The organism is Bacillus sp. WC2503 (assembly GCF_052682895.1).
In genome coordinates this window covers 4,134,046-4,151,814 of sequence record NZ_JBQYMD010000001.1, presented here as the reverse complement: position 1 = coordinate 4,151,814, position 17,769 = coordinate 4,134,046, and the positions used below count along the sequence as shown (strand labels likewise).

The 17,769-nt window shown below is 37.8% G+C and carries 22 protein-coding genes; 12 read left to right on the top strand and 10 right to left on the bottom strand.

Going from position 1 to position 17,769, the window contains the following annotated elements; translation table 11 throughout:
* Window positions 1-32: 32 nt before the first annotated feature.
* The 4 genes from sufB (at window position 33) to yunB (ending at window position 4,747) form a co-directional block, all read left to right on the top strand.
* Complete coding sequence (gene sufB, locus ACUN26_RS21510) at window positions 33-1,430, top strand: Fe-S cluster assembly protein SufB (protein ID WP_001118824.1); 1,398 nt, start codon at window positions 33-35, stop codon at window positions 1,428-1,430.
* Between the two features lie 748 nt (window positions 1,431-2,178).
* A complete protein-coding gene (locus ACUN26_RS21505) occupies window positions 2,179-3,594 on the top strand; it encodes a bifunctional metallophosphatase/5'-nucleotidase (protein WP_206701661.1) in 1,416 nt (471 codons plus the stop codon).
* Window positions 3,595-3,658: 64 nt separating this feature from the next.
* Window positions 3,659-3,961, top strand: a complete 303-nt coding sequence (locus ACUN26_RS21500) for a YunC family protein (RefSeq protein WP_000248467.1) — start codon at window positions 3,659-3,661, stop codon at window positions 3,959-3,961.
* Between the two features lie 54 nt (window positions 3,962-4,015).
* Entirely contained in the window at window positions 4,016-4,747 is a 732-nt protein-coding gene (gene yunB / locus ACUN26_RS21495) for a sporulation protein YunB (RefSeq protein ID WP_002093086.1), read from the top strand.
* A gap of 153 nt (window positions 4,748-4,900) precedes the next feature.
* Here yunB and ACUN26_RS21490 read toward each other — a convergent pair whose 3' ends face one another.
* On the bottom strand, window positions 4,901-5,884 hold the full coding sequence (locus ACUN26_RS21490) for a M23 family metallopeptidase (protein WP_000944667.1): 984 nt from the start codon (window positions 5,882-5,884) through the stop codon (window positions 4,901-4,903).
* Window positions 5,885-6,073: 189 nt separating this feature from the next.
* Between ACUN26_RS21490 and lipA the strand changes: the two genes are divergently transcribed.
* Window positions 6,074-6,970, top strand: coding sequence for a lipoyl synthase (gene lipA / locus ACUN26_RS21485; protein ID WP_000166369.1), 897 nt, complete (start codon window positions 6,074-6,076; stop codon window positions 6,968-6,970).
* A 20-nt stretch (window positions 6,971-6,990) separates the two neighbouring features.
* Here lipA and ACUN26_RS21480 read toward each other — a convergent pair whose 3' ends face one another.
* Both ACUN26_RS21480 and ACUN26_RS21475 read right to left on the bottom strand, forming a co-directional pair.
* Window positions 6,991-7,470, bottom strand: coding sequence for a YbaK/EbsC family protein (locus ACUN26_RS21480; protein WP_000272757.1), 480 nt, complete (start codon window positions 7,468-7,470; stop codon window positions 6,991-6,993).
* Between the two features lie 74 nt (window positions 7,471-7,544).
* A complete protein-coding gene (locus tag ACUN26_RS21475) occupies window positions 7,545-8,099 on the bottom strand; it encodes a histidine phosphatase family protein (RefSeq protein WP_001033547.1) in 555 nt (184 codons plus the stop codon).
* 140 nt (window positions 8,100-8,239) lie between these two features.
* On the opposite strand from ACUN26_RS21475, the gene ACUN26_RS21470 reads away from it, so the two are divergent.
* The gene (locus tag ACUN26_RS21470) at window positions 8,240-8,680 is read left to right on the top strand and encodes a hypothetical protein (protein WP_002104427.1); all 441 of its coding nucleotides are present in this window, start codon (window positions 8,240-8,242) and stop codon (window positions 8,678-8,680) included.
* 152 nt (window positions 8,681-8,832) lie between these two features.
* Here ACUN26_RS21470 and ACUN26_RS21465 read toward each other — a convergent pair whose 3' ends face one another.
* Window positions 8,833-9,648: a YhfC family intramembrane metalloprotease gene (locus tag ACUN26_RS21465; RefSeq protein WP_002039875.1), complete on the bottom strand. Its 816-nt coding sequence runs from the start codon at window positions 9,646-9,648 to the stop codon at window positions 8,833-8,835.
* Window positions 9,649-9,830: 182 nt separating this feature from the next.
* Between ACUN26_RS21465 and ACUN26_RS21460 the strand changes: the two genes are divergently transcribed.
* Window positions 9,831-10,565, top strand: a complete 735-nt coding sequence (locus ACUN26_RS21460) for a MerR family transcriptional regulator (protein ID WP_000178763.1) — start codon at window positions 9,831-9,833, stop codon at window positions 10,563-10,565.
* A 34-nt stretch (window positions 10,566-10,599) separates the two neighbouring features.
* Here ACUN26_RS21460 and ACUN26_RS21455 read toward each other — a convergent pair whose 3' ends face one another.
* Window positions 10,600-11,178, bottom strand: a complete 579-nt coding sequence (locus ACUN26_RS21455; protein WP_000744139.1) for a YhcN/YlaJ family sporulation lipoprotein — start codon at window positions 11,176-11,178, stop codon at window positions 10,600-10,602.
* A gap of 118 nt (window positions 11,179-11,296) precedes the next feature.
* On the opposite strand from ACUN26_RS21455, the gene ACUN26_RS21450 reads away from it, so the two are divergent.
* On the top strand, window positions 11,297-11,599 hold the full coding sequence (locus ACUN26_RS21450; protein ID WP_000435941.1) for a YutD family protein: 303 nt from the start codon (window positions 11,297-11,299) through the stop codon (window positions 11,597-11,599).
* Between the two features lie 10 nt (window positions 11,600-11,609).
* Here the strand turns inward: ACUN26_RS21450 and ACUN26_RS21445 are convergent, their stop codons facing one another.
* From ACUN26_RS21445 to glpX, 4 genes are all read right to left on the bottom strand, one after another.
* A complete protein-coding gene (locus tag ACUN26_RS21445) occupies window positions 11,610-12,131 on the bottom strand; it encodes a GNAT family N-acetyltransferase (RefSeq protein ID WP_000935789.1) in 522 nt (173 codons plus the stop codon).
* Window positions 12,132-12,142: 11 nt separating this feature from the next.
* Window positions 12,143-12,640 carry a hypothetical protein gene (locus ACUN26_RS21440; protein WP_001174592.1) on the bottom strand — a complete coding sequence of 166 codons (498 nt, stop codon included), beginning with the start codon at window positions 12,638-12,640 and terminating at the stop codon, window positions 12,143-12,145.
* 373 nt (window positions 12,641-13,013) lie between these two features.
* The gene (locus ACUN26_RS21435) at window positions 13,014-13,280 is read right to left on the bottom strand and encodes a DUF3055 domain-containing protein (RefSeq protein ID WP_000392613.1); all 267 of its coding nucleotides are present in this window, start codon (window positions 13,278-13,280) and stop codon (window positions 13,014-13,016) included.
* 16 nt (window positions 13,281-13,296) lie between these two features.
* Entirely contained in the window at window positions 13,297-14,268 is a 972-nt protein-coding gene (glpX, locus tag ACUN26_RS21430) for a class II fructose-bisphosphatase (RefSeq protein ID WP_000439085.1), read from the bottom strand.
* Between the two features lie 147 nt (window positions 14,269-14,415).
* Between glpX and ACUN26_RS21425 the strand changes: the two genes are divergently transcribed.
* The 4 genes from ACUN26_RS21425 to ACUN26_RS21410 all read left to right on the top strand — a co-directional run bounded on the left by ACUN26_RS21425 (window position 14,416) and on the right by ACUN26_RS21410 (window position 17,101).
* A complete protein-coding gene (locus ACUN26_RS21425) occupies window positions 14,416-14,856 on the top strand; it encodes a DUF86 domain-containing protein (protein ID WP_000273997.1) in 441 nt (146 codons plus the stop codon).
* 93 nt (window positions 14,857-14,949) lie between these two features.
* Window positions 14,950-15,582 carry a helix-turn-helix transcriptional regulator gene (locus ACUN26_RS21420; protein ID WP_000503334.1) on the top strand — a complete coding sequence of 211 codons (633 nt, stop codon included), beginning with the start codon at window positions 14,950-14,952 and terminating at the stop codon, window positions 15,580-15,582.
* 108 nt (window positions 15,583-15,690) lie between these two features.
* The gene (locus ACUN26_RS21415; RefSeq protein ID WP_000276473.1) at window positions 15,691-16,455 is read left to right on the top strand and encodes a TIGR01457 family HAD-type hydrolase; all 765 of its coding nucleotides are present in this window, start codon (window positions 15,691-15,693) and stop codon (window positions 16,453-16,455) included.
* A 115-nt stretch (window positions 16,456-16,570) separates the two neighbouring features.
* Window positions 16,571-17,101 (top strand): hypothetical protein, encoded by a 531-nt coding sequence (locus tag ACUN26_RS21410; RefSeq protein WP_000289892.1) that lies wholly within the window; start codon window positions 16,571-16,573, stop codon window positions 17,099-17,101.
* A gap of 33 nt (window positions 17,102-17,134) precedes the next feature.
* Here ACUN26_RS21410 and ACUN26_RS21405 read toward each other — a convergent pair whose 3' ends face one another.
* Window positions 17,135-17,716: an NAD(P)H-dependent oxidoreductase gene (locus ACUN26_RS21405; RefSeq protein WP_000683445.1), complete on the bottom strand. Its 582-nt coding sequence runs from the start codon at window positions 17,714-17,716 to the stop codon at window positions 17,135-17,137.
* Window positions 17,717-17,769: the final 53 nt, after the last annotated feature.

The following is a 17,769-nucleotide window of genomic DNA, read 5'->3' as shown; positions in this document are numbered from 1 at the left end:
AAACGAGGTTATCTAAGGAGGGACACACCAACATGGCGAAGCAACTGCCAGATATCGGCGATTACAAATATGGTTTCAAAGACAAAGACGTTTCGATTTTCCGTGCTGGACGCGGTTTAACAAAAGAAATCGTTGAAGAGATTTCACGTATGAAAGAAGAACCACAGTGGATGTTAGACTTCCGTTTAAAATCACTGGATAAGTTCTATGAAATGCCAATGCCACAATGGGGCGGCGACTTAAATGACTTAGATTTCGATGAAATTACGTACTACGTAAAACCATCTGAGAAATCTGAGAAGTCTTGGGATGAAGTACCTGATGAAATTAAAGCGACATTTGATAAATTAGGTATTCCTGAAGCAGAGCAAAAATATTTAGCTGGTGTGTCTGCACAGTACGAATCTGAAGTTGTATACCACAACATGAAAGAAGACTTAGAAGCTCTAGGAATCGTCTTCAAAGATACAGATAGCGCATTAAAAGAGAACGAAGATATTTTCCGTGAGCATTTCGGAAAAGTAATCCCACCAACAGACAACAAATTCTCTGCATTAAACTCTGCAGTTTGGTCTGGTGGATCATTCATCTATGTTCCAAAAGGTATTAAAGTTGATACACCACTTCAAGCGTATTTCCGTATTAACTCTGAAAATATGGGACAATTCGAGCGTACGCTTATCATCGTAGACGAAGGCGCACACGTACACTACGTAGAAGGTTGTACAGCACCTGTTTACACGACTAACTCACTTCACAGTGCGGTAGTAGAAATCATCATTAAGAAAGATGCATATTGCCGTTATACAACAATCCAAAACTGGGCGAACAACGTATACAACCTAGTTACAAAACGTGCGGTTTGTGAAGAAAACGCAACGATGGAATGGATTGACGGTAACATCGGATCTAAATTAACGATGAAATACCCAGCAGTTATCTTAAAAGGCGAAGGCGCTCGTGGTTTAACGTTATCTATCGCGATTGCTGGTAAAGGCCAACACCAAGATGCTGGTGCGAAAATGATTCACTTAGCACCAAACACTTCTTCAACAATCGTTTCTAAATCGATTGCGAAGCATGGTGGTAAAGTAACTTACCGTGGTATCGTACACTTCGGACCAAAAGCGAAAAACTCTCGCTCTAACATCGAGTGTGACACGTTAATCATGGATAACCAATCTACATCTGATACAATTCCTTACAACGAAATCAAAAACGATTACGTTTCACTTGAGCACGAAGCGAAAGTATCGAAAGTATCAGAAGAACAATTATTCTACCTAATGAGCCGCGGTATTTCTGAGCAAGAAGCTACAGAAATGATCGTAATGGGCTTCATCGAGCCATTCACTCGCGAACTTCCAATGGAATACGCAGTTGAAATGAACCGCCTAATCAAGTTTGAGATGGAAGGTTCTATTGGTTAAATAGAAACGCGGAGCCGACTGTTCAGCCCCGTTGGCTAAGGTTCTTAGACATGAGGGGCTAGGAGGCGAAGCTGGATAATATTTAAAAGTGGAAGCAGCTTATTCTAGCCGCTAGAACTGGATAATATATGTATGAAGAAAGCGTCCTGCTGTGCAGGGCGCTTTTTTATTTGTTATTTATCCCGCATTAACGGGCAGTAAGGCCCCCACCTCAAAATTCAGTGGAAGCAAAGAAGTTAGGTGGGGGCGGGCTGCCCGTAAAAGCCTTCACCAATCGGAGATGGGGAAAGAGATACCCGGGTGGGTGTTCGGCTAAATATATCAACGATTTTTCAAATATATCGATCATAAATGGGAATATATCAACGATTATTTCAATATATCAACGTTTCGACAAGGAATATCGATTTGTCGACAAAGTAAGACAAAAGAAAAACCTCACATACCCCAAACATTTTATAAGAACAGAGAACGACTAGATTTAAGACAAAGATACTGACAAATCCACTTGAACAACCACCCACTGAATTCTCTATTAAACTTTTTGACCAATCCCCCACTTCACCATCTAAAATCCTTTCACACCAACTAGAAAAAACAAAAGTTTCCATATAAAAAAGACAATCTTTTGCTTTTTCTCATAATGCGAGTACAATGTAAAATAGCAAGAAAAGACGAAAAGTATTTACAGGATTATTGCGTACGTATAGCGTAAATGGCAGTAAGGAATTGAGAGGAGGTTTTTTCTCTGAATATAAATAAAGAAACAATCATCCACCTTTATCATACAAACGATATACATAGTCATTTTGAAAATTGGCCGCAAATTTATCGGTTTGTACAAGGGGAGAAAAAGCGAAGACAGGAAGCGGGAGAGACCGTTTTGACGGTTGATATCGGCGATCATGTGGATCGTTTTCACAGTATTTCGGAAGCGACGAATGGGCTTGGCAATACGAAGCTTTTAAATGAGGCGTTATATGATTATGTAACGATTGGAAATAATGAAGGAATTACGTTAGCGAAGGAGCATTTGAATCGTCTATATGATGATGCTGGATTTGAGGTGCTCGTCGCGAATTTATTTGAAAAAGAAGGTATACGTCCAGCATGGGCAAAGCCTTATAAATTACATACAACGACAGATGGAATTACGATTGCTTTTATTGGATTAACGGTAGCATATCCCGAGTTTTATCAAATGTTAGACTGGCACATTGAAGATCCAATCGAGCATTTAGAGTCTATTTTAGAAGAAGTGAAAGATGAGGCGCATATTAAAGTTGTCCTATCTCACCTTGGAAAAAGCATGGATGAGTATATGGCGGAGCATTATGATATAGATGTTATTTTAGGTGCACATACGCATCATTTATTTGAGCGCGGTGTTCTTATGAATAATACTTTACTTTGTTGTTGTGAAAAGTGGGGCCGTTACGTTGGGCACGTGCAGCTTACTGTGGATAAAGAGACGAAGAGACTGTTGAAGAAGGACGGTAGAGCGATTAAGACAGAGCGGTTAGGTGCTTATAGTAAACCGTTATCCACAATTGAAATGCTGCAGGAAGAAAGTAAGCATATCATGGCAGAGCCTGTCGTTCATTTAAAGGAATCATTACCAGTTGATTGGTTTCATGAGACACCATTTTCGCACATGTTAGCAAATGCGCTGAAAACGTGGTGCGGTGCAGAGATTGGAATGGTGAACGCTGGTGTACTTCTTGAGGGATTAGAAGAAGGTGTTGTGACTCGCGGAGATATTCACAGAATTTGTCCACATCCAATTAATCCATGTGCGTTGAAAGTGTCAGGAAAAACATTAAGAGAAGTGATCTTGAAAGCACGCCGCCCGAATATGGAGAATCTTGAGGTGAAAGGATTCGGATTTCGAGGAAAAGTGATGGGGAAAATGATTTACGCTGGTGTAGAAGTCATTCCAGATACGACTCCTGGGAATAAAATTTTACTCGAAGATGTATTGATTAACGGGGAATCGCTGGAATTAGATCGTATATATACGGTTGGAACGATTGATATGTTTACATTCGGATACTTATACCCAGAGCTATCCACACTTTCTGACAAACAATATTATATGCCGGAACTACTTAGAGATGTGTTAACAGACGTGTTGATAACTCATACATCTTCCGTCAAACTATAGGCTAGTTACTTGTAACACTCATTTTTCTCTTGTCATACAGATAAGAAAGAGAGGAGTGTGAACTATGGTTAATGTGGAGCCAATTATAATCGATAATTATACGTTTATTGCGGTTAGTGTAAAACTTCCAAAGACAAATTTGCTAGCTGTAATGAGCGATAAAGGATATATTATGTGTGGTGCATTAGATGTAGGTCTTTTAAATGAGAAGTTAGGTGATCGGGGAATTATTGCTGGCCGTGCGGTTGGTGTAAGAACCATTGAACAACTTCTTGAAGCACCGTTAGAATCCGTAACGACTGGAGCGGAAGCGTTAGGTATTCCAGTAGGAACGATTGGAAAAGAAGCGTTATTAAAAATGAGATAAGCATATATCGTCCCTCCTTCTTGCATAGAAATGATATAAGAAGGAGGTTTTTTTATGAGCATATTTCGTTCGAAAAATTCGCGGTTTCGAAGGGGACCTATTTCCTTTCGGTACATACTGCTTATGTCGTTTATTCTTTTTGTGATATTACTAATGCAAGGATTATGGATTGTGAATAACAGCATTCAGCCAACGTTAATGAAATATGGGGAAGTAGAGACGCATAAAATGGCGACAGCAGTCATGACGAAGGCGGTAAAGGATAGAATTAATGAAGGATTCGACGTCGATTCATTAATGAAAGTACAAACGGATCGGAACGGAAGAGTATCTACAATTAATTTAAATACAAAGCAAGTAAATGAAATCGTAACATCAACGACCACATACATAGAAAAATATTTACAGCAAGTAGAACAAGGGAATTTGAAGGAGCTAGGTATTTCTGAAAAAAACGGGGCGACTATGGCAGTTCCTTTTGGTCGTGTAACGGATAATGTGCTTCTCGGACATCTGGGGCCAGATATTCCGATTGATTTCACGACAATCGGTCATGTAAACACGGATATTAAACAAAAAATTGAGCCGCATGGGATTAATAATACAGCGATTCAAATTGTTATGGAGATGGAAGTAACGTTGCAAGTGATTATTCCATTTCATACGAAAGAAATAAAAGTGAAACAAGATGTTCCGATTGCAACGCGCATTGTTCAAGGAGAAGTGCCTACTTATTATGGAAGCGGTGGCGTTGTTGTACCGGATAAAAAGAAAACGGATAGTTAGCGAATATAAAGTGAAACTTTAATCAGTGGGGGGCTTTTACGGGCAGTTGATCCCCAACCGACCGAACGCCTTTGCTTTCGCTGAATTTTGAGGTAGGGATCTTACTGCCGGGCAAATAGCGGGATAAAAAATAACCGTAGCAATCTGCTACGGTTATCGTTTTGTATTTGCTCGTTCTTTGCGTTCCCACAAGCTTAAATGCATGTATGGATCGAAGGCCCATTCTGTATAGCCATTGTCTTTATACATGCCAAAATGTAAGTGGGGCGGAAATTTTCCGGCTGTACCAGGAGGTCCATAACCGGTGCTACCAACAAATCCGATTACTTTTCCTGGCTCAACAATTTGTCCAAGCTGTATTTCTTTTGAGAACCCGCCTAAATGTGCGTAATAATGGTAATTATTATGCAGATCGCGAATGCCGATACGCCATCCACCAAGACGGTTCCATCCTTTTGTCTCAATAATGCCATAGCAAGTCGATCTTACTGGTACACCATATCCTGCAAAAATATCGGTTCCTTCATGAACTCTTCTTCCTCCAAAACTTCTTCCAGCGCCGAAAGTACTACGGTAGCTATGGTCACTGCGAATTGGGAGAGGAAAAGCATTTCCCTCTAAATTAATACGTCCATAATGTTTATAAATTCGGGCGTATTCACTAATTAAATCAACTGTTTTTGCACGTCTATAATATTCCCAGAGCATAATTTTAATACGGTCTTCTGACGTTCCTTGTTTCCTTAAAATAGTCGCTGCGGTATGCAGAAGATCACGGTCGCTACTTGCATTTGCAAATCCATCTTTGTCACCATCTAAACCTATTCCGCCAAATAGAGAAATTGTATGGGGGAGAGTATCGTTACTATTAATAGGTCCAGCCCATATTTCTGGTTTGAAATAAAGGGAAATGATGGCATCTGGTTTTTTCGGAATATCTTTTCTTACGCTCCGTATATTTCTTTCATATTGATCCATTGCAGCTAAGTAATACCACGGAATGCCTGAAGACTGCTCGGTTTCTTTATATAGTGCCATGCGCTTTTCGTATATGCTTTGCTGATTATCTTCACCGTAAGCGATGTTTTGGTGGAGAAGAAAGCAAATTGAAAGCAAAAGAGAAATTTTTCGAAGCATGAAATAGACTCCTTTCACAACATCACTCTTTTTAGTGTGGGATATACGGAGTATTTCATTATAGGGAACGATTGGAAAAAATCTTAGAATCTTCATTTGAGCAAATCGCTTTCATACGTTAGAATAGATATGTTACATTGAAAGAAGCGAACACGGTAAACTATTTCATATTGTGCGGAGTTGATAACCATGACAAAACAAACAGAATATAAGCGCAAGCCCGAATGGTTGAAAATTAAGTTAAACACGAATGAAAACTATACAGGCTTAAAGAAAATGATGCGTTCTAAAAATCTTCATACCGTTTGTGAAGAGGCAAAATGTCCGAATATTCATGAATGCTGGGCTGTAAGAAAAACAGCAACATTTATGATTTTAGGTGCGGTTTGTACACGTGCTTGTCGTTTTTGTGCGGTTAAAACAGGCTTACCAACTGAGCTTGATTTACAAGAACCAGAACGCGTAGCAGATTCAGTAGTACAAATGGGCTTAAAGCACGTCGTTATAACAGCGGTTGCACGTGATGATTTAAAGGACGGGGGAGCAGCTGTTTTTGCTGAAACAGTACGAGCAGTACGTCGTAAAAACCCATTCACGTCTATCGAAGTATTACCATCTGATATGGGTGGAGTAGAAGAAAACTTAAAAATGTTAATGGATGCAAAACCAGATATTTTAAACCATAACATTGAAACAGTACGTCGATTATCTGACCGAGTTCGCGCTAGAGCAAAATATGATCGTTCATTAGAGTTTTTACGTCGAGCGAAAGAAATGCAGCCTGATATTCCAACTAAATCGAGCATTATGGTGGGCTTAGGTGAAACGAGAGAAGATTTAATTGAAGCAATGGATGACTTACGTGCAAACAATGTGGATATTTTAACTCTTGGGCAATACCTACAACCATCTAAGAAGCATTTACCAGTTCTTAAATATTACCCACCAGCAGAATTTGCAGAGCTTAAAGAAATTGCACTTAGCAAAGGATTTAGCCACTGTGAAGCTGGCCCACTTGTACGTTCTTCTTATCATGCGGACGAGCAAGTACGTTCTGCAAAAGAAAAAACAGCAGAAGCCAAATAATGAAAAAAGAGAGCTAACCATTAGCTCTCTTTTTGTTTGTACTCTAAAACAGTATTTGGGCATGTGAATACAATTTTTTTTAATTCCTCTGTGGATAATTCAATTGTAAATTCGGGTACACCAGGTGTAATCAAAATTTTATCGTACGTATAAATGGAACTATCCACAATAATCGTTACATCTTGTGAATAACCGAAAGGAGCTACACAGCCAGGGGTGCAACCAGTTTTTTCTCGTAACTCATGTGGAGAGCAAAGTGATAAGCTTTCTCCTGTTATTTCTTTCATTTCTCCTCGGTCGAGCCGAGTACCCTCTAACGTAAAAAATACGAAATAATCTCCGGATTTTGATTTTAAAAATAAGCTTTTACTTGGAGTACCTTGCAAACCGAGTCTTTCACGCACGATACGATCTGTCTCATAATCAAGCACTGGCTCGTGTTCAAACTTTTCATAAGAAATATTTGTTTTATGTAGTAAAGAAAGTACATCTTCATACATATGGAATGATACCCCTCTCTATTGTTAATACAGTCTCTTCTCGTGGCGTCAACTGAGTGTTTTGGAAAGGGATACTACTTGGACGATGCTTCCCATAATCGCTTTATGATACTTTGTTCACCAATTGTAATTTCGTAAACATCAGGATTCGTTAAAGTTCTCCATTCATTAAAGCCGATCGTATGATCAAAGTGCTTTAAAATGAGTGTAAGTAAGTTTCCATGTGTAACGAGTAGTGTTGTAGTATGGTTTAATTTTAAAACGTCTTGGATAAGCGATATAGCACGGTCCGTCGCTTGTTTTGTTGACTCTCCGCCTGAAAAGGCAATATCTATGTTTGTAAAAGTAGATTCTAGTTTTGGCATCCAATCATCCATCGGAACGTTGCTTAATATACGTTCAGCTAATCGTTCATCCTCTTCGATAGATAGGTTAGCTTGGAGCGCATAGGGCCGAATAGAATCGATAGCTCGGACAAATGGGCTCGAAATAATATGATCTATTTGTATCTGATTTTCTAAAAGGAATGTAGCAAGGATATTAGCTTGATTTTTTCCGGCAGTCGTTAATTCGGCATCACGTTTTTGTCCAGTTGCGGAACAATGTCGTATTACAATAATTTTATTCATAATTCATCCCCATCTTTCAAGTTGACGCTATATACTTCGACAAATGTGGAAAAAATTCCTTTTTCTTGGAAACGGACTAGCGATTTAAGTATGTGGAAAAGTAATGTGGATAAAAAAAATTGAGGTGTCACTATGAAAAAATGATGTGCATTGTATTCATTATTTGTTTTCTTATGCAATTATCCACAACATATGCAGAATCCAATCAAAAGTTAGATTATCCAAGTAATCGAAATAAGCCATTTGTGAGTGAGGATGTGTTTTATAAACAGTTAGATAAGAAAATTTATAAAGAATACAAAAATGTAGCATATAGTGTTCGTAAAAAAATCTCATTTAAAGAAGTGCCTGATGAAGAATTTTCTTTCCTACAAAAAACAGCTGTCGGTTGTCGAAGTAGAGTGGTGCTTCAAGATTTTTTTGTTCACCCTGATCGCCAAGTGTACTTCTTTGCTTCTTTTACTCAAAATGAAGTAGAAGAGTTTCATAAGTATATCGTTATAGATGCAGAAACAAAGAGGGAGCTGCAAGAGGGCAAAAGTTATCATCATTGTGATAATCCTTATAAAGTGAAACTTTAATCAGTGGGGGATTTGTCCACTGATTATTAGTTGAACCAATCGGGTAGTTGATCTCCCGCCTAACTTCTCTGCATTTGCCGAACTTTGAGGTGAGAGTCCTACTGCCCGTTAGTGCGGAGTAAAAAATAACCCACCAACTGGTGGGTTATTTTTTACTCCGGCACACTCATTAATTTCACTTTCATTTTGCGAATCACAACGAGAGCACAAATTGTTAGTAGAAGAGTAATCCCTTCTGCAACAAAGATGTTGATCGTTTTTGTTTGGTAAAGTGCTGCGAAAAAGTCTACAAATGCGTGGAATAATATAGCATATACAAGGAAGATGTACTTCTTTTGTTTTACTGCGTATAAAACAAGCATTGTAAAGGCAATTTGCAATACGAGTGCCATAATTCTTTCTACGCTACCAAGGAAGTAAAAATAGGCAGGCTGCTCGATTAACATGTCCTTTACAAGATTTAATTGAGGTAGTTTTTCTGCCATTTGAGCGAAGCTACCATCGTTAATAGCATTTGCGAATATAAGAGTTTGCAATGCAGAGAATCCGCCAACTAAAATAGATTCTATCCCGCCGTGACCAATTCCGTAAGCAAAGCCATCTTTATATTCTAGATATTTTTTTAGTAGGAAGAAGAAGGCAACGAAGCGTCCTAATTCTTCAAAAATACCAGCAGTTAGCCCGCCATAAAGTGCGAAGACAAATGGATTTTCTAAAAATGGAGCGATTGCTGGATTACCGCGCATAAATAGATGAAATGGTGTTTCGAGAATTTGGGTAAATCCGATAAAGATAAGAACACCAACTCCGACCACTTTCCAATTAATATTATATTTTTTACGGAAATAAACGAGTACAATAATTGGGACCAGAACCGAAACAACGAGTTGCATAATGATGCTGGCAATTACAGTATTTGAAACCATACTTTCACCGCTTTCTAATATATGTACATATCTATTATGCATGAAATATGGGAGAGATGAAACTTTTAGAGATAAATTGAAACTTTAATCAATGGGAGTGTTGTCTATTCCCCGAATTTTGAGGTGAGGGTATTACTGCTCGCAAATAGAGGGATAAAATGAATTTACTTATTGACTTTAACGTTGCGTCATACTTTATCGTATGTATTAAGGGGGAGATACAAATGACAATGAGAGTAAAAGAAGTAGCTGATTTAGTTGGAATTAGTGTGCGCACACTGCATCATTACGATGAAATTGGGTTGTTAACCCCAGACGAGACGACAGAATCTGGATATCGTCTGTATTCTGACGAAAATTTAGAGACACTGCAGCAAATTTTATTTTTTAAAGAGCTAGGCTTCCCTTTGAAGAAAATTAAAGAAATTATCATGAGTCCGTCATTTGATCGCGAAGAAGCATTACAGCTTCATAAGAAAATGCTTCTTGAAAAACGTGCGAGGTTAGATAAGGTGATTGCGACGATTGATAAAACAATTCAGCATACAAAAGGAGAGATTGAAATGACGAACAAAGAGAAATTTGAAGGATTTGATTTTAGCCATAACCCATATGAAGAAGAAGCGCGTGAAAGATGGGGAGATACAGCTGTAGATAAAGCGAACGAATATGCAAAAGGTATGTCAAAAGAGAATCAGGAAGAGTTTAATACTATTTACAGAAATTTAGCGGCGCTTAGACATGGTGCACCTGATTCTAAAGAGGCACAAGAAGCTATTAAAGTATGGTATGATTACTTGCAAAACTTTGGTGAATATTCATTAGAAGCCTTCAAGGGACTCGGTCAAATGTACGTCGCTGATGAGCGCTTCACGAAAAATATTGATAAGTTTGGCGAAGGGTTAGCACAGTTTATGTGTGATGCGATGGAGGTTTATGCGGATCGTAATAAAAAATAAAAAGTAAAACAGGTGGAGGTTTTCTCCACCTGTTTTACTTTTTAATCATATCATTTAAAGTCTGATCCTCTGTATTGTTCAAATGAGGATTTTTACTCATTTCCCGTTTTAACATATCGAGGCTTTGCGTATATTCTGTATCATTTAATGCACCAGATTGCAGTCCTTGAATTTGAGAAATCAACTTTTGGTCTGTCGATACATATGCTTTATAATAGCGAGGAACGATGGACAAAGCAGCTTTATATACTTGATCCGCTACGAGTTTCGGATTCGTTGTGTTTGCACGGTATACAACAAATACTTCATCATCGGTAACGAGCGTAGCAGCGTTTGTAACGTCAGGAAGTTTGACTGTCATGCTTGTAATCATTTCAGCAACTTTCTCACGGTTAATGGCCCCTACTTGTTTGTTAGATACTTCATGCTTTTGTTTAGATGAATAACCGACTCTCGTTAATCGTGTATTTGTATTTTCCGTATGATACATGTCGTTTTTGTTGGAAACAAGAACACGGCTTCCTTCCTCACGTTCCATTTCGGCTTTATTCGTTGATTGGCAGCCTGCAAATAGGGAAAGAGTGAGAAGGGAAAGTAAAATTTGTTTTTTCACGATGTATCACCTCCTTCTCCATAGCATGTACTAATTTGCAATTTTTTGTATTTGAAATTGTTGGTTGTTATGCTTTGTGATACGATAAAAAGAAGAATGCTTAGAGAGGAAGTTAATGATGGAGCAAAAGCAAGAAATTCATGCTACGGTGAGCATTAATAATGTTCAGTACGAAGTAATTAAAAACTTTCGTGACGGTTTTAGTGAAGAAGCATTTAAAGAGCGCTATGCAGAAATTTTAAATAAATATGATTATATCGTTGGAGACTGGGGATATGAGCAACTTAGATTGCGCGGATTCTTTGATGATAGTAACCAACGTGCGACATATGATACGAAAATTAGTACTTTATCAGAGTATTTATACGAGTACTGTAACTTCGGTTGTGCACACTTCGTATTACGAAAAGTGAAGAAATAAAAAAATCCTCTTACGATTGTAAGAGGATTTTTTCATAGCAATTATACCAGTTGTGAGGAGGCTGTTTACTTTCAAAATAAACAGCACCTCGGCAAATATAATCGTTTTTTTCATATAGACTTAATGAAACCGGATTGCGAGTAAAGCAATCTAGGCGTATGCCATTGTAACCTTTCCGTCTTGCTTCACTTTCCCAAAAAGATAAAAGTACTTTACTATATCCTTTTCCTTGCGAGAGAGGATGGATAACGAAAGAGTGGACGATAAGAAAGCGTCCGTCTGTTTCTGACCAATCAATTCGTTTATATTCGGGAGACTGCCACTCGTTTAACACGACAGCACCAACGAGTGAATCATCCTCAAACAAGCAATAGAGTTCATCTTGTTCTAAGTGATAGGAAATATGTTCTCGAGCTGGATAAGAATCATCCCATTGGTAAATTTGATTTTGTAAGAGCGCTTTTTTACATTCTGTATACATTCTATCTAATCCTTCTAATAAATCCATCGTACCTTTTCTCACGTTTAGCATGAGGCACCTCCTTATAAACAAATTGAAATATAATCGCCTTCAGAGAGTTGTTTATTTGGTTTCATTTGTTGTCCGTTCAATTGAATATCCCCACTTTTAATTTTATCCACAATGGTAGTACGGCTCCAATCTGAAATATATGTGGATAACACTTTATCAATTCGGTGGGAGCCAAAAACGATGTCTAATACAATCGTGATTTCAACTATGCCACTTTCTTTATGTTGTGTCATAGAAATGGTAGTAGTCGTTTCTGTTTGGTCTTGCTGAATCATATCGATTGTTTCCACATGATCAGTAAATGATTTATAAATGCGCAGTTTTTGATTCCACGTATGATCGTTCGGGCATTTATAAATGGCAAAGCGGTATATGTTTTTTCCATTGGCGTTATGCCTGCGAATATTCGTATCAGTAAATAGGGTATTACGTCCGCAATTTTTACAATATTTTTCGATTGTGTTTTGCTGATTTTCATATAAACTCCAAGAAAGTTGTACTTTCTGCATTTTCCTTCACCTCTTATAGTAGTGGTAAAGGAACGTAATACAGCTATTTGGATGTCTTGTAGTATGAAGACATGAGAAGTAGACAAAAATAAAAGGAGGTTCCCCAAAGAGGAACCTCCGTAAACATCATACTACAGATGCGTTACGTTCCTTTGTAATGGGAATGGGCAGACTACTCCCTTGAAAAAGCACGGTGCTTTTTTGAGAGTAATGCTATCCAATTGCTGGTCCATTACAAAGTAAATGTTGGCATACGTAGATAACGTCCTTTCTATCCAAATAGATTTGTACATAAGTATACCACGAGAGATTGAAAATTCAAAATAATTACAGTGAAAAAACACCAGCTAAAATAGCTGGTGTTTGAGATAAGTTATATAAGTTCAAATAAAAATGAGCGTAATTCTTCTGCAATTTCTTCAGTCATAGAAAATGCGTGCTCTAAGTAGCCTGGTTCGTTTAAATCGTCAGGACCGATGATTGCAAATTTATTGCTCTGCATATCAAGGACAATTGTTTTACCGTAATGACGATCGGAGTATAAAAGCGCTAAATCATGACGCTCATTTTCTCCCATAAAGCTAACGAAACGAGTTTTTGTAGCGACAGTATCGTCGTACAGAAAGAAACGTTCTTCCATACACATGGCTCCTTTATTAAATATCTAAGTTTAAGTGTGGTTTATGATCTAAATGGTGATGCGTTTTAATGAAACGTACTGTTCTTGTTTTGTAACGCATAACGATAGAATATGTTTCAGCTAAATCTCCGCCAAGGAATTTCACGCCGTCTAATAACTCACCAGCAGAAACACCTGTTGCTGAGAAGATTGCATCATCACCAGATACTAAGTCATCTAACATAAGAAGTTGACGAGGATCTTCTAATCCCATTTCACGACAACGAGCTTCTTCTTCTTCGTTCATTGGAACTAAGCGAGCTTGCATTTCACCTTCAAGGCATTTTAATGCTGCTGCAGAAATAACGCCTTCTGGAGCTCCGCCAACACCTACGAATAAGTCGATACCTGTTCCAGGTAGTGCTGTTGCGATTGATGCACCAACATCGCCATCACCAAATAATTTCACGCGTGCACCTTTTGCACGAACACGGTCAATAATATCTTGATGACGTTCACGTTCTTGAATGATAACTGTTAGATCACGAATCTTTTTATTGTTAGCTTCTGCTACAATTTCAATTGTTTTTTCAATTGGATCATCTAAGCTAATTTTACCAGCTGCTTTTGGACCAACCGCGATTTTTTCCATGTACATATCAGGAGCGTGAAGAAGGTTTCCTTTATCTGCGATTGCGATAACTGCCATTGCGTTTGCAAGACCTTTTGCAACGATGTTTGTACCTTCTAATGGATCAACGGCTATATCTACTTCTGGACCGTTACCTGTTCCTAGTTCTTCACCAATATATAACATCGGTGCTTCATCAAGTTCTCCTTCACCAATTACAACTGTACCTGCCATGTTTACTGAGTCGAACATATCACGCATAGCTGTAGTTGCTGCATCATCTGCTTCATTTTTCTTTCCGCGGCCCATCCACTGTGCGGATGCTAATGCTGCTGCTTCTGTTACACGGACAATTTCTAGTGCGAGTTCACGTTCCAAGATTTCATTCCTCCAATTTCAAAAATCATACAAATATAACTATAACAAATAACGGAGAAAAGGTGAATTCGAAAAATTGTCGATTTTTTCAGAAGAAAGCGTTACAATTAAAATGTAAATGCTTTAATTTCCAGGTAGGTGACATGAATGTACTTCGTAGACAGAAAAAAAATAGAACAAATGCTAGTATGTTTAGAACGAGCAACAAATACATTTCAAGAGAAGAAGATATATGAAACCGAGTTTGAATTTTATGCATTAGAGCGCATAGCCCATCTTATGATTGATACTATATTAGATGTAGGGAATGCGATGATTGATGGATTTATTATGCGCGATCCAGGAAGCTATGAAGATATTATCGATATTTTAATGGATGAGCGAGTGATAAGTGCAGAAGAAGGACAAGGAATGAAAGAAATTATCCTTCTTCGAAGAATGCTTACGCAAGATTATATTCAAATGAATCATGATGAATTATATAAGACGATTCAAAAACATATTGCGGTGGTAGAGAACTACCCGGCAAATATTCGCAGTTATTTAGAGAAGGAATTAGGGCCTGTATCTGCATTTGTACCAGAATAATTATGCTTATGAGATCCCCGGGAATACCTTTTGGGGATCTTATATTGTATGTGAGAAAGAAAAGGGAAAAGGGAGAAGGGAGAAGGGTAAAGCATGGGGGAAGCACGTACTACGAAAGACGAGATTGTCCAATTGTTGAAAGTAAAGGGAGAGCATACGGTAGCAGAATTAGCTGACGTTTTAGAGATTACAGAAATGGCGATCCGAAGACATTTAAGTAATCTTGAGAAAGATGGGTTCATTTATTCTAAGATGGTCAGGCAACATGTCGGAAGACCAACTTATTTGTATGGGTTAAGTGAAAAGGGAGAAGATACATTCCCGAAAGAATATAAGCAATTTGCGATTGATATGCTAGAAGATTTAGCTCGAATGGGCGATGAAAAAATACTTCGTTACGTTTTGAAAGAAAGAACGAAGCGAATGGAAGAAAAATTGCAAAAGAGAATCAGTAATCAAAAGAACTTAGCATATAAAGTACAAGAGGTAGCAGCAATGCAAGAGAAAAATGGTTATATGGTTCAAATAAAGAGAGATGGAGAGAACTCTTTCGTAATTGAAAAGCAAAACTGTCCGTTAAAGGAAATTGCAGAGAGATTCCCGCAAGTATGTGCAGATGAAAAAGAGATGTATAAGCGTTTATTTGCGAATGCAGATGTAAATACGCTAGCAAACATGTGCGAGGGTGATTGTAGTTGTTCTTACCAAGTAAAAGAGAAAAAATGAACGTTCTGGGGCGCTTTAAGGTAAAGCGTTTTTTTCTTTTGGAAAAGGGGGTAATATAAGAGTGGTATGATAGATGAGAACTCTAGCATAGAAGGAGAGACATAATAGATGTATAAAGGTTATTTAATTGACTTAGACGGTACGATGTATCGTGGTGAAGAACAAATTGAAGAAGCAAGCGACTTCGTGAAAGCATTAGGAGAGCGCGGCATTCCGTATTTATTCGTTACGAATAACTCAACTCGTAAACCAGAACAAGTTGCAGAAAAACTTGTTCGTTTCGATATTCCAGCGAAAGCAGAGCAAGTATTCACAACGAGTATGGCGACAGCGAATTTCATTTATGAACGTAAACAAGATGCAACTGTATACATGATTGGTGAAGAAGGCTTACATGATGCTCTTGTGGAAAAAGGATTTGAACTTGTGGATGAAAACCCTGATTTCGTTGTTGTTGGTTTAGATCGCGACATCACATATGAAAAATTAGCAAAAGCATGTCTTGCTGTACGTAACGGTGCAACGTTTATTTCTACAAATGGAGATATTGCTATTCCAACTGAGCGTGGATTATTACCAGGTAACGGTTCATTAACATCAGTTGTTACAGTATCAACAGGTGTGGAGCCAATCTTTATTGGAAAACCAGAATCAATCATTATGGAACAAGCATTAAAAGTGCTTGGCATAGGAAAAGATGAGGCATTAATGGTTGGGGATAACTACGATACGGACATTTTAGCGGGAGTAAATGCTGGTATGCATACCCTTCTTGTCCACACTGGAGTCACAACTGTGGAGAAGTTAACAGAATACGAAGTTCAACCGACGCAAGTTGTGCATAACTTGACGGAGTGGATTGAGAAGATGTAATGAAATGCAGGTAACCGGAAGAGGTTACCTGTTTTTTTATGCACAATTGCATATGTACTATAAGTATATAAAATGTAAAATTTAAATGTAATGATGTAAGGGGGAGAGAATAAGAATGTACTGGATGTCATGTATTATGTTTGTTTTTACATTATGTGTTTTGTTTTTTATTCTATGGAAGATATATAAAATAAATGAAATGAAAAAAAGCGCAGGAAAACTCATTGCAATGTATCCTCGGGTGAAAAGACGTTGGGTTGCATTACTTGGACCAGCATATTTCATTGGACAATGTATGTATATATATGCTCAATATGTAAGTGGTGATATTGGCACACTTGAACAGTTTCTCATTCAGTCAGGTAGTTATGCTGTAGCAAGTTGTTTTATGACTTTAATAGCCATCCATCTTATTAAAAGTGTAAAAATATATGAAAAAGGTGTAGTAGACGGATTAAACTTTTATTCATACGAAGAATTGAAAGGCTATAAAACATCAACATGGGAAAATCCAAAAGAAAATATATTTTTATATCGCGGGCGAGAAAAAATGAATGACAATGTGAATTTACTTATTAGACAGGAAGATATGAATGAATTAGAAAGCATTCTTCAAAGGTATATTCCGAAATTAATGATGAAATGAAAAACTCCGGTTGTTAAAGCCGGAGTTTTTTTATTAAAATGCACGATTCACAACATCTTTAACCTCTTCAAGATATTGTTTACGCACACTGTCATCCACAGAAGGAACACTTGTATAGAATGTATGCTCAAGTGTTTCAATGCCTGTAAATTCAAAAATACCAACATCTGCTGTTTTTTTCATTGCATCAAACATACCGCCTGCTGTGTATACTTCTTCCGAATTTCCCATCGTAGATAATAACAATCCTTTTTTACTGCTTAATAATTTTTCAATACCATTCTCACCGTAAGCATAAGCGAAGCCGTGGCTAAATACACGGTCAACGTATCCTTTTAAAATAGCAGGAAGACCTGCCCACCAAACTGGGTAAATGAATGTAATACTATCAGCCCAAGTGATATGCTTTTGTTCTTCTTTAATATCTTCTGGTGTGTTTCCTTGGGAAAATGAGATGAAATCGGAAGCACCTAATACTGGATTGAAGTTTAATTCATATAAATCACGAACGCGTACTTCATGACCTTTTCCTTCTAATTCACTTTTTACAGTTTCTAAAATTGCATGGTTAAAGCTTTCTGTATTCGGGTGTGCATAAACGATTACATGTTTCATTGTTCTTCCTCCTACTTGTGGATATTTGAATAGTTTTTATATATTCGTGTAAC

Coding starts and splice junctions, on each gene's coding strand:
- ACUN26_RS21440 (WP_001174592.1), bottom strand. CDS start 12,640: ATGCAGAAAGTACAACTTTCTTGGAGTTTATATGAAAATCAGCAAAAC.
- ACUN26_RS21475 (WP_001033547.1), bottom strand. CDS start 8,099: ATGAATAAAATTATTGTAATACGACATTGTTCCGCAACTGGACAAAAA.
- ACUN26_RS21445 (WP_000935789.1), bottom strand. CDS start 12,131: ATGCTAAACGTGAGAAAAGGTACGATGGATTTATTAGAAGGATTAGAT.
- ACUN26_RS21490 (WP_000944667.1), bottom strand. CDS start 5,884: ATGCTTCGAAAAATTTCTCTTTTGCTTTCAATTTGCTTTCTTCTCCAC.
- ACUN26_RS21450 (WP_000435941.1), top strand. CDS start 11,297: ATGGAGCAAAAGCAAGAAATTCATGCTACGGTGAGCATTAATAATGTT.
- ACUN26_RS21470 (WP_002104427.1), top strand. CDS start 8,240: ATGATGTGCATTGTATTCATTATTTGTTTTCTTATGCAATTATCCACA.
- yunB (WP_002093086.1), top strand. CDS start 4,016: ATGAGCATATTTCGTTCGAAAAATTCGCGGTTTCGAAGGGGACCTATT.
- ACUN26_RS21480 (WP_000272757.1), bottom strand. CDS start 7,470: ATGTATGAAGATGTACTTTCTTTACTACATAAAACAAATATTTCTTAT.
- ACUN26_RS21435 (WP_000392613.1), bottom strand. CDS start 13,280: ATGGAAGAACGTTTCTTTCTGTACGACGATACTGTCGCTACAAAAACT.
- ACUN26_RS21420 (WP_000503334.1), top strand. CDS start 14,950: ATGGGGGAAGCACGTACTACGAAAGACGAGATTGTCCAATTGTTGAAA.
- ACUN26_RS21460 (WP_000178763.1), top strand. CDS start 9,831: ATGACAATGAGAGTAAAAGAAGTAGCTGATTTAGTTGGAATTAGTGTG.
- ACUN26_RS21465 (WP_002039875.1), bottom strand. CDS start 9,648: ATGCATAATAGATATGTACATATATTAGAAAGCGGTGAAAGTATGGTT.
- ACUN26_RS21500 (WP_000248467.1), top strand. CDS start 3,659: ATGGTTAATGTGGAGCCAATTATAATCGATAATTATACGTTTATTGCG.
- lipA (WP_000166369.1), top strand. CDS start 6,074: ATGACAAAACAAACAGAATATAAGCGCAAGCCCGAATGGTTGAAAATT.
- sufB (WP_001118824.1), top strand. CDS start 33: ATGGCGAAGCAACTGCCAGATATCGGCGATTACAAATATGGTTTCAAA.
- ACUN26_RS21415 (WP_000276473.1), top strand. CDS start 15,691: ATGTATAAAGGTTATTTAATTGACTTAGACGGTACGATGTATCGTGGT.
- ACUN26_RS21425 (WP_000273997.1), top strand. CDS start 14,416: ATGTACTTCGTAGACAGAAAAAAAATAGAACAAATGCTAGTATGTTTA.
- ACUN26_RS21405 (WP_000683445.1), bottom strand. CDS start 17,716: ATGAAACATGTAATCGTTTATGCACACCCGAATACAGAAAGCTTTAAC.
- ACUN26_RS21410 (WP_000289892.1), top strand. CDS start 16,571: ATGTACTGGATGTCATGTATTATGTTTGTTTTTACATTATGTGTTTTG.